This is a genomic window from Rhizobium grahamii CCGE 502 (assembly GCF_000298315.2).
GTDB lineage: Bacteria > Pseudomonadota > Alphaproteobacteria > Rhizobiales > Rhizobiaceae > Rhizobium > Rhizobium grahamii.
On sequence record NZ_AEYE02000039.1, the window covers coordinates 25,815 to 35,372 of the forward strand.

The 9,558-nt window shown below is 54.4% G+C and carries 4 protein-coding genes and 5 pseudogenes; 3 read left to right on the forward strand and 6 right to left on the reverse strand.

Annotated elements, in window-relative coordinates; all coding sequences use genetic code 11:
* Positions 1-267 precede the first annotated feature (267 nt).
* Positions 268-398: pseudogene (locus RGCCGE502_RS37080) on the forward strand (transposase domain-containing protein); the annotation flags it as partial.
* Between the two features lie 54 nt (positions 399-452).
* Here RGCCGE502_RS37080 and RGCCGE502_RS34205 read toward each other — a convergent pair.
* From RGCCGE502_RS34205 to RGCCGE502_RS36445, 3 genes are all read right to left on the reverse strand, one after another.
* A complete protein-coding gene (locus RGCCGE502_RS34205; protein WP_040676277.1) occupies positions 453-1,661 on the reverse strand; it encodes an ATP-grasp domain-containing protein in 1,209 nt (402 codons plus the stop codon).
* A 351-nt stretch (positions 1,662-2,012) separates the two neighbouring features.
* Positions 2,013-3,227, reverse strand: a complete 1,215-nt coding sequence (locus tag RGCCGE502_RS34210) for an ATP-grasp domain-containing protein (RefSeq protein WP_016558818.1) — start codon at positions 3,225-3,227, stop codon at positions 2,013-2,015.
* 62 nt (positions 3,228-3,289) lie between these two features.
* Entirely contained in the window at positions 3,290-3,679 is a 390-nt protein-coding gene (locus RGCCGE502_RS36445) for an ectoine synthase (RefSeq protein WP_016558819.1), read from the reverse strand.
* Positions 3,680-3,913: 234 nt separating this feature from the next.
* Here RGCCGE502_RS36445 and RGCCGE502_RS34215 point away from each other — a divergent pair.
* A pseudogene (locus tag RGCCGE502_RS34215) lies at positions 3,914-4,937 on the forward strand (IS110 family RNA-guided transposase).
* A 287-nt stretch (positions 4,938-5,224) separates the two neighbouring features.
* Here the strand turns inward: RGCCGE502_RS34215 and RGCCGE502_RS34220 are convergent.
* The 3 pseudogenes from RGCCGE502_RS34220 to RGCCGE502_RS34225 form a co-directional block, all read right to left on the reverse strand.
* Positions 5,225-5,687 (reverse strand): annotated as a pseudogene (locus RGCCGE502_RS34220) (transposase); the annotation flags it as partial.
* Between the two features lie 117 nt (positions 5,688-5,804).
* Positions 5,805-5,996 (reverse strand): annotated as a pseudogene (locus tag RGCCGE502_RS36450) (IS110 family transposase); the annotation flags it as partial.
* A 190-nt stretch (positions 5,997-6,186) separates the two neighbouring features.
* Positions 6,187-7,543 (reverse strand): annotated as a pseudogene (locus RGCCGE502_RS34225) (IS5 family transposase).
* 360 nt (positions 7,544-7,903) lie between these two features.
* Between RGCCGE502_RS34225 and RGCCGE502_RS34230 the strand changes: the two are divergent.
* On the forward strand, positions 7,904-9,256 hold the full coding sequence (locus RGCCGE502_RS34230) for an LLM class flavin-dependent oxidoreductase (RefSeq protein WP_016558821.1): 1,353 nt from the start codon (positions 7,904-7,906) through the stop codon (positions 9,254-9,256).
* Positions 9,257-9,558 lie beyond the last annotated feature (302 nt).

A 9,558-nucleotide genomic window follows, 5' to 3' on the forward strand; every position in this document is an offset into this window, starting at 1 on the left:
AAATCGCACAAGGGATGAATTTCACGTAGTAGCGCCTCGTGAAACGGTGGTGGCACACACCCGCTTTCCATCGGAGTCTGGGGCGTAGAATCTGCCTTCCGCCGGAAACGCTGATTATGGTACAGTGCCTGCGGGAGGAACATTGCTTGGATCCGTTCCCCATTCACTGGGGCTGCAGCAGACCTGTCTGGCGCAATGCATTCGCGATCGGAAATCGGTAGCCGACTTTGTGAGCCGAAGTGAGCTTCTATGTCTGTGCCTAGCTCTGATGACATCGATCCGAAGCTTGGCTTGCCGACGTACTCGCTCGTATCGCCGACCTGCAGGTCACCGAACTGGAGCAATTGCTTCCCTGGAATTGGCAGCCCCCGAAGTCGCTGCAAGATCAGGCTGCCTAACCTGTGGCCTTCACCGTAGGGTTACGACGGTATGCCTGTTGCCGCTTTCGGAAATCAGGTGATCGACCAACTGATTAGGTCGGCGGCGCGCTGAAGTATTGCCTGCGTCTGGGTCCGGCTCGGTGAAGCTGCGATGATATGACCAATTGAGTCTAGGTAATCGCCTTTTCTAATGATCTGCGTCTTAGGTTGAACGTGCAATTGGACCTCGGTAACACCTGGCACGGCAGCCGCCTGGCGGCTTCCACTGATCCAATCGAGAGTGCCATTGCGATCAGGAATCAAGAACCGTGCGGCAGCGGTCTGCCAACGCCTTCTATGCACATTCGATTCCTCGCCAATGAGAAGCTTAATGTGCTCGGCGATTAGATCGATACCGTACGCCAGTTCAATCAGCTGAGGAGTAGAGCAACCTGGAAGACGAGGATTAACTTCAATTGCGACCGGGCCGCGCTTGGTCCACCGCAATTCAATGTTCGCTGGTCCCCATCCGAGGCCAAGAGCGCGTAAGCAGCTTAGTGAAACGTCGGCCATACACTTGTGTTGATCATCAGTCAGGGCTGCCGGAAAGATGCTCTGACGCAGCACGAAATGCGGTAGCTGGCCGAAGTCAGCGGTACCAATAGCAACTACTTCAGTTCCCATCGTATCAATACTATAGTGTCGGCCCTCCGCAAATTCCTCTATCAATATTCTTCTCGGAGAGAGGTTCTTTGCGCCAAGCAAATAAGTCGCATGTTCAGTTACATCATCGGCATTGTGGCACAATCGGACACCGCTGCTTCCGCTGCCCACTACTGGTTTAAGAACTACGGGCAGGCCGATCTCTGTGGCAGACTCTTGTACGTCAGGTACGGTCTCCGCCACACGATACTCAGGAGTCGGGACCCCGGCGTGTGCGAGGAGTTGACGTTGAGCAAATTTGTCAGCGCAGCCTTCAACCGAGACGGGGTCCGGACCTGGTAAATTGAAGTAGCGGCAGAGCTTGCTGGCAGTCACATAAACAGTTTCATCGCGGCCAGCGAAACCGGTTATACCAGCAATATCATAGGTTGATTGCAAGAGTTCACATTGGTGAATCATTGCATCGAGATTGTCTGTATCGATCTTTTCGGCTGCGGCCTTTCCGACACCTATGTAGTCGTATTGACGTGGGTGGGCCGACAGCGTAATTGGATGAAGATTAAGACGCTGGCCAGCTTGAATATAGTGGGGGCCATTGCTTCTATGGCCTTCAACAAGGATGAGAGCTCTTCTCGGCATTGGCATTGATCTCCACGGTTTGCTTGTGATCCGCAGTAGAATGCGGTCTCAACCGCGCGTCCATGCAGGAATATAGCCGATCTACCCTTACCGAGCTTGCCATAGTCACGGTATCCAAAGTCGTCTTGAACGACGAAGAAGACCGCGGTGAGAGCGGAGGGGTAGGTTTATTTTGGCGTAGTATAGGACCGACATTCTTCATAGTTAAACCACTCTGCTCGAGGGCAACAACGGGGCTTTTGGCAAATGATCGTGCCCCAACGTGTCGCTCGATCTCGCCAGATCAGTAAACTAAGTCAGTTCTCGGCAATCCGGCAGCACGACCTTTAGCCAGGGGTTTCTCCTAAACCCCTATACAGGTCTGATTGACCAAGCGATTTGATCAATAGCGCTGCGAAGTATAGCCTCTGTCTGACTGTGATTGGGTGAAGTGACGATCACATGTCCGATGCAATCTCGATAATCTCCGTTTCTAACCAGTAGAGTCGTTGGTTTGTCATAGAATTTAACCTCAGTGACTCCCGGTATATTGCGGGCCAGATCACCACCCTCAAGCGACTCAAGGATGCCCTGCTCATCAGGAATCAGGAATCGGCCAGCCGCAGTTTGCGAATGGTTCACACGGAGATCCCAATCCTCGCCGATCGAGAGCTTGATGTGCTCAGTAATGAGATCGATACCGTAAGCCCTTCTAACCATTTGTGGCTCGGGCGTGCCGGAAATGCGCGGATTGACTTCGATAACGACTGGCCCTCTCTGCGTCCATCGGAACTCAATATTCGTTGGTCCCCAACCGAGGCCTAGAGCTCGCAAGCTAATCAGGCAAACATCAATTATGCGCCGCCGTTTATCCTCCGGCAGTTCGGCGGGGAGAGTATATTGCTGATAAACAAAGCTAGGAGGATTGCCGAAATCGGCGGTGGATATCCCGACGACTTCATTGCCCATAATAATTGCACTGTAATACGGGCCTTGTGCGAATTCTTCGATGAGAATTTTGACGGAAGACTGCCCATTTTTTCCGCTTAATAGATGAGCCCCATGCCCGATTAGTTCATCGACATTGCGACACAATCGGACGCCGCTGCTGCCGCTACCTATTGTTGGTTTAACGATTACTGGCAGACCAATTTCCATGGCTGCGTCTTTTGCTTCAATCACATTGAGCGCCGAGCGAAATGCCGGGATTGGCACGGAAGCGCTGCTGAGGAGCTGACGTTGTTGGAGTTTGTCGCAGCATCGCTCAACCGCCACGGGATCCGGTCCGGGCAAGCCGAAATGCCGGCAAAGCTTACCTACTTTTGCATGGATTAAATCCAACGAAGCACACGTGATACCAACGACTTCATATCTCGCTTGTACATTCATGCATTCCTGGACGGTCTTATCGAAGTCATTGGTATCGACCCGAACTGTCTCAAACCCATCTTCTGCGAGATAACTGTACTTAGTCGGATCGGACGAAAACGTAATTGGGCGAAGGCCAAGCCGCTGGGCCGCTTGAACATACAATTGACCGATACCAGTTCTAGTGCCTTCAAGTAAGATAAGTGCTCTTTCTGGCATTGGCGCTACCCCTTTTTCTGAGTTGATCCGAGGCCAAATCCTAGCAGCTTCGCGGTGCTATTTTAGTACGCTGACGAGTGTTCCAAAGATGTGAGGTCGTGTGTTTCATCGCCGTTTAGACTGGGGTGGAACACGCAGATTAGACGCAGGTCTTCCTCGTCTGCTGTTAAGACGTGCGCATCGAACTTATCGAGAGAATAGATAGTTCCCGGAACGATGGCATGTTCCACTCCAGTTTTGTGATCTCGCACACGCCCCCTACCCGCGATACAATAGCAAGTTTCTATGTGGTTGCGGTATTGTAAGAACGATGACGTTCCCGCCTTCACGATCGTGTCGGTGACGGAATATGGAACCCCGTCGGCCCTAATCAGAAAACGGCGGCTTCTTCCGTTACCCCATGCAATGTCGCGGTCAGTTCCTTCAATTTGATCGAGTGTGCGAACTATCACGGTTGATCCTCTTGCTTGAGTGCTCCGCTACAGAATGGACCAAAGATAGTGATTTAGCTCAACTGCTTAGGTTGGTAGTGTAACGGCGCGGCGTAATTGAGCTAGTTGTGCGTCTAAAGAGAGCTTCTGAGGAAAACATGGGCGGCATTGACCTGATGTGATGGACGGCCTCCGCTCCCGGCATCGCAATGTGCCAAGATGTGGGCTGTCGAACTCACATCAGGAGATGCATCCATGGAGGAGGCTATAATTGGCCTGGATATCGCCAAGCAGGTATTTCAGGTTCACGGGATCAATGAGGCTGGCGCGATCGTGTGCCGTCGCAGGCTTCGCCGCGACGATGCCGCTGAATTCTTCAAGGTGTTGCCGCCGTGCCTGATCGGAATCGAGGCTGGCGCGACCGGACACCACTGGGCTCGAGTTCTTACGGCGCTGGGTCACGAGGTTCGGCTGATGCCGGCGTCGTACGTCAAGCCATACGTGAAGCGGCAGAAGAATGGATGCGACGGATGCCGAGGCGATTTGCGAGGCGGTGACGCGGCCGACGATGCGCTTCGTTCCGGTGAAGAGCGAGGAGCAACAGAGTGTGCTGATGCTGCATCGGGTCCGCGAGCTTTTGATCCGGCAGCGAACAATGCTGGTGAACGCCTTGCGCGGCCACTTGGCCGAGTTCGGCATCGTGACGCGACAGGGCACTGTCGGCGTCGGAATGCTAATTGCGTTGGTCGAAGACGATGATCACGATCTCATCCCGCCGCTTTCGCGGTCCGCACTTCTTCCGCTGATCGGGCAGTTGCGGGAGGTGCACGAGAAGGTCAGCGAGTTGGATCGCCAAATTCATGCCTGGCATCGCTCGAACGAACTGAGCCGTCGCCTTGAGACGATCCCTGGAATTGGCCCTATCACTGCCAGCGCCATTGCCGCGACAGTGACAGACGCCTCGCTCTTCAAATCCGGCCGACAATTGGCGGCGTGGATAGGCCTCGTATCGCGGCAGAACCCATCGGGTGGCAAAGACCGTGTCGGAAGGATCAGCGAACAAGGCGATCCCTATCTCCGTCGGCTTCTCGTCGTCGGGGCGCATGCGGTCCTCCGCTTCAGCCGCAACGGCAAAACGGCAGCGACGCGTTGGGCCGCCGTGCTTCTGGCGAAGAAGCCGTACAACATCGTCACTGTTGCTTTGGCAAACAAGATGGCGCGGATCGTGTGGGCGTTGATGGCAACGGGCAGGTGCTTTGAAGCTGCCGGCACTGTTTAACAACTCGGGACAATGCAGAATTGGTGAGGTGCTGATGGTGTAATGGCGTACGGTCGAGCCGGGATTGGAGAAACCCGATCAGTGGGTGTCGCTTGAAAGCGCGTTGACCTGTCTGGGATCCAATCAGCGGACTACATCAGCGCCAGCGGCATGAACACGCCGCAATCAAAGGCCGAATACATTCCTGCACCCAACCAATCCGCCAGAAACACCAACTTGCCCCTTGCCACGCGGAGGCCGTCCATACATGCCAAGGAAGTTTCATCCAGCGACGACTAGATAGCAGGCGCCCAGGCTTCGATCAGTGTGCCATCGACAGAGAAATGGTCTGTTGACAGCAGCCGTTTTTACCTTGGGCTGGCAAAGGATTGCACCCAGGAACTTCGCAGCGATGTCACCATCAAGCAATCGGTCGCGGTTCTTCGAAAACACTGAATAGTCCCAGGCGGGATCATCAATGCCGATGTCAACGAACCAGCGGAAGAGAAGGTCGCATTCCAGCCGCTCCATCAGAAGTCGCTCAGAACGGATCGAATAGAAGGCTTGCAAAATCATGGCACGGAGAAGCTTTTCTGGCGCGATCGACGGCCGCCCAATCGGTGAATAAAGCGCTGCAAAATCTTGTTCCAATAAAACGAGCGCTTCGTTCACGATCTGCCGGATGGCCCGTAGAGGATGATCTTTTCGAACACGAGCCACCAGATCCACATAGCTGAAGAGTTCGCCTGTCCTCACATCGCCGCTGCGCATCCATCAGCTCCAAATCGCAATAACGAGAGTGAATCACGACAAGAGCCCGTGCGCCATGCCTTTTTCAACAGCCTGCTAGAGCTCCGGCGGTTTTGAATACGCCAAGCGGCGCGGTGTGAGCAACCAGCGGAAACGCGAAGCTTTTCTGACCCGGTCAGCAACCAGACGTCGGCGGATGCGATGAACAGCCTGGATAGCCAGCTGATCGACTGATTTCGGGGGTACGAAGCGCATCAAAGGCCTGCTAACCGCTTCGCAGATAGCCTCCGCATCGTTTCGATCATTCTTGTTAGAAGCATACGGCAGTACGCAAGGGCCTCGTTCACGCTGGCAAGATCATGGTGATGCGGTCGAACCTTCGCTGGTGCTCAGACGGGCTTGAGTTCATATGCTGGAATGGCGAGGTGGTCCGCCTGGCATTCATCATCGATGCACTTGAGTGATCTGAACCCTTTCAAGCAAGTGGTCAGTTCATTAGTCGATCGTGAAGAACTCGCTTTCAAGCCGTTTGCTGCGGCAGTGGTCGGCTCTGGAACGCGAGGAAGAGTGCGGCGAACAGACACAAAAGTTGCCTGAACCATCGCAGCAGGAGGGAGAAGTTGTAGCCGGCGGCGGCCAGAACGGCATTGACGGCATCCCCCTTGTTCGCCAGCGAGATAATTCCGGTCCATTCTGTGTTCGCTCTTGAGGTGTCCAATGAGGGTGCGACCGCCGATCGTCGTCGCATCTGGCGCTTGATGGTGGGCGTGAGACGGCGCTTCTGGCCACTGGTGAAGACCCTTAGCTTGTGACTTTCGGGAGCATTATGGCCGCGGTATCCAGCATCGGCCAGATTGCGGGGGAGCTCGTTGCAAATCGACTTTTCCATATCCGGAATGACGGTCGCGAGCGTGTGGCCGTCGTACGGATTGCCGGGCAGCGCCGCTGCGTGCAGGGCGAACTGCCCGCCCTTTGAACGGTTCAGTGTCGTGGCCACGGACACCTTCACTCCGAACTCATAGGCTTGTGCGCCTTGCCTTTACCAATGCACTCGACCTCGTCGGCATGCAGCCTGTAGATCTTGCGGCCACGCTGAGGTTACCGCTGCGCGATGACCGTTTTTGCCTGATAGAGCGACCATTTGAAGATCGCATCGAGTTGTTCGTCGCCGGCGATCTGACGTTCGACGTCGCGAACGGTCCGGCCGAGATAGGTCTTCAACTTGCGCAGCGCCTTCCGGCCCGTTTGAATTTCTTGGCATGAGCGTAGCGCTGGTGCTGGATCAGGGCGAATTTACCGACCAAAAGATAGGTCTGGCGCAGGTCGAGCCCCATTTTCTTCGCCAGCCGCACCAGCCGTTCGCGCGCCTGGTGAATAAGCTTGGCATCCGTCGGGAACATGACGTTCTTCGGTTGAACGGTGGTGTCCACGATCACCTGCCGCGTATCCTGCGGCTTCATCGCGCCTGTCTTGACTGCCAAGGCCAAGCTCTCCTGCAAAAGCGCGCCGATCCGCTCCTCGCCCATGCGCTGCCGTCAGCGCGTCATCGAGGAGCGGTCGAAGGATAGGTCATGCCGAAAGAACTCCTCGCCGCACAGGTACTGAAAATAGGGGTTCTCCACCCAGCGCTCGCACAGCGCCTCGTCCGACAGGTTGAACGTGTGCTTCAGAATGGCCAGCCCCGCCATCAGCCGCGTCGGCAATGGCGGCATGCCCGCTCCGTCCGAATAGACCGTCCCAAAGCGGGCTTCCAACACGGACCAGTCGATAGCCTGCGCCAGACGCACCAGTTCGTGCTTCATGTTGATGATCTGGTCGAGCCGGGATCGGAATAAATCCTGTTCACCCGTTTGACGCCGTTCGCGTGGTTTACCCATTTCTGGCTCTCCGATTCACCGCGATAACCCAGTGAATCACGCTTCGCCAACCAGGGAAACCTCAAACTGATTTTGCAAGGAAACAGCCTATTCAGTGGCTGCTTCCGGCAATTACAAGATCTGCAGATCCTTCGATTCTTCCGTCAGATCAGCGGCTTCCGAGTTCTTCACGGGCGACTCATTATACTGGCTACCAATATCGGATCTACGCCCTCCGCCAAACGAGATCGTTCCCGCCTCCTAACTCTTCCCACCATGTTTGGTAGGTGCTGTTCTTTTAGCCCCTCGGGTACACTCACTTCGCGTCTGCTTATTGGTGAACATGGTCGTAAGCGTAAAGGTTTGATAGGGGGTACGGGAATGCGGGCCAATGACATGAAGCTGGGTCTGTATCTGTCTCACGCAGGATATCACGAAGGCGCATGGCTTGATCCAAGCGTACCGGTGAATGGTGGCACTGATTTCGCCCACTATGCCGAGGCGGCTGCGCTTGCCGAAGCTGCCGCATTTCATTTTGTGTTTCTGGCGGACCACCTTGCTGTAATAAACGACCAAGCAGCGGTAGCTCGTATAAGTCGCGATTATGCGTCAGAGCCAATTGGAGTCATGGCGGCGCTTTCAGCAAAAACGCGGAACATCGGTCTTGTTGCAACCGCCTCAACGACGTATTGTCAACCGTATCATTTAGCACGCATTTTCGCATCACTTGATCATTTATCTGGTGGTCGGGCAGCTTGGAACATCGTTACCTCGGCCAGTGATAGCGAAGCTCAAAATTTTGGCGAAGAAGAGCTTCTAGCCCATGACGCACGCTACGCTCGGGCCAGGGAATTCGTAGAAGTCGTCAAAGGTCTTTGGGACAGTTGGGAAGATGATGCTCTCATCCGGAACAAGCAGACTGGCCTCTATGTTGACATCCGAAAACTGCATCCGCTGCGTCACCAGGGAAGCAACTTTTCGGTTAAAGGGCCCCTAAATATTGCGAGACCGCCGCAAGGACACCCAGTGTTGGTTCAGGCTGGTGCATCCGACGCTGGAATTACATTCGCAGCAGAAGTTGGCGAGGTCGTGTTTACCGCCGAGCCCTCCTTGGAGAACGGCAAACGATATTATGCAAATCTCAAAGCGAAAGCACGCGCGCTTGGACGAGACGAAGATCAGGTCCTAGTGATGCCAGGCATTGTCCCCGTCGTTGGGAAAACGAAGCAAGAAGCGACTGAGAAGCTTGAAAAATTGCGGTCCTATGTGCATGTCGAGGTTTCAATGGCGCAGGCTCAACTTTGGCTTGGACCTGTACTCGACCTTCGTTCAGTTAATCTTGACTCATTTGTGCCTGAGAGCTTACCGCAGACGAATTTCATCCAGAGTCGTCAAAAACTACTCCTTGACCTGGCCGCCCGCCGGAAATTGACCTGGCGACAGTTGATTCGCCTTGTATCCGACAGCGCAGGGCACTTGATGGTTGTAGGAACACCAACCGAGATTGCTAATACGATGGTGGAAGTATTTGATAATCGCGCGGCTGACGGATTCAATGTACTACCGCCGACAGTGCCTAGCGGGCTCAATGATTTTATCGAACTTGTCATCCCTGAATTGCGTCGGCGAGGAAAATTCCGGTCTAGCCACTTCTCAGGACGAACCTTACGTGAGAACCTCGGTCTCAAGCGGCCCGTCAATCGAGTCTTGGAGGGTAGTGAAATAACCCGTTAGATCGTATTTAGAGTAGTCTTATGCTCCACCTCTCGGTTCTGCTTTAAGTCAAGGAAATCTTCAAGCAGAACTGCATCTGACTAATCGGCGACGTTAAAGGCGCGGTCGAGCCTCCAAAATTTGCTTCTTCACTCCCCGACTAGCTTTTACGTCGCAGCGAGCGTTACAGCTTCACCAGGTGTGATCTGACCCCTTCAAACTGGACCAGTTTTTGGCTAGAGTTTTCCGGGCATTCCTGGCTGGGAAACAGTGGAAGACGATGAAGGCATCTCAGTTTTCGGACGCCCAGAAGGCGTTCGTCC

Coding starts and splice junctions, on each gene's coding strand:
- RGCCGE502_RS34210 (WP_016558818.1), bottom strand. CDS start 3,227: ATGCCAGAAAGAGCACTTATCTTACTTGAAGGCACTAGAACTGGTATC.
- RGCCGE502_RS34205 (WP_040676277.1), bottom strand. CDS start 1,661: ATGCCGAGAAGAGCTCTCATCCTTGTTGAAGGCCATAGAAGCAATGGC.
- RGCCGE502_RS34230 (WP_016558821.1), top strand. CDS start 7,904: ATGCGGGCCAATGACATGAAGCTGGGTCTGTATCTGTCTCACGCAGGA.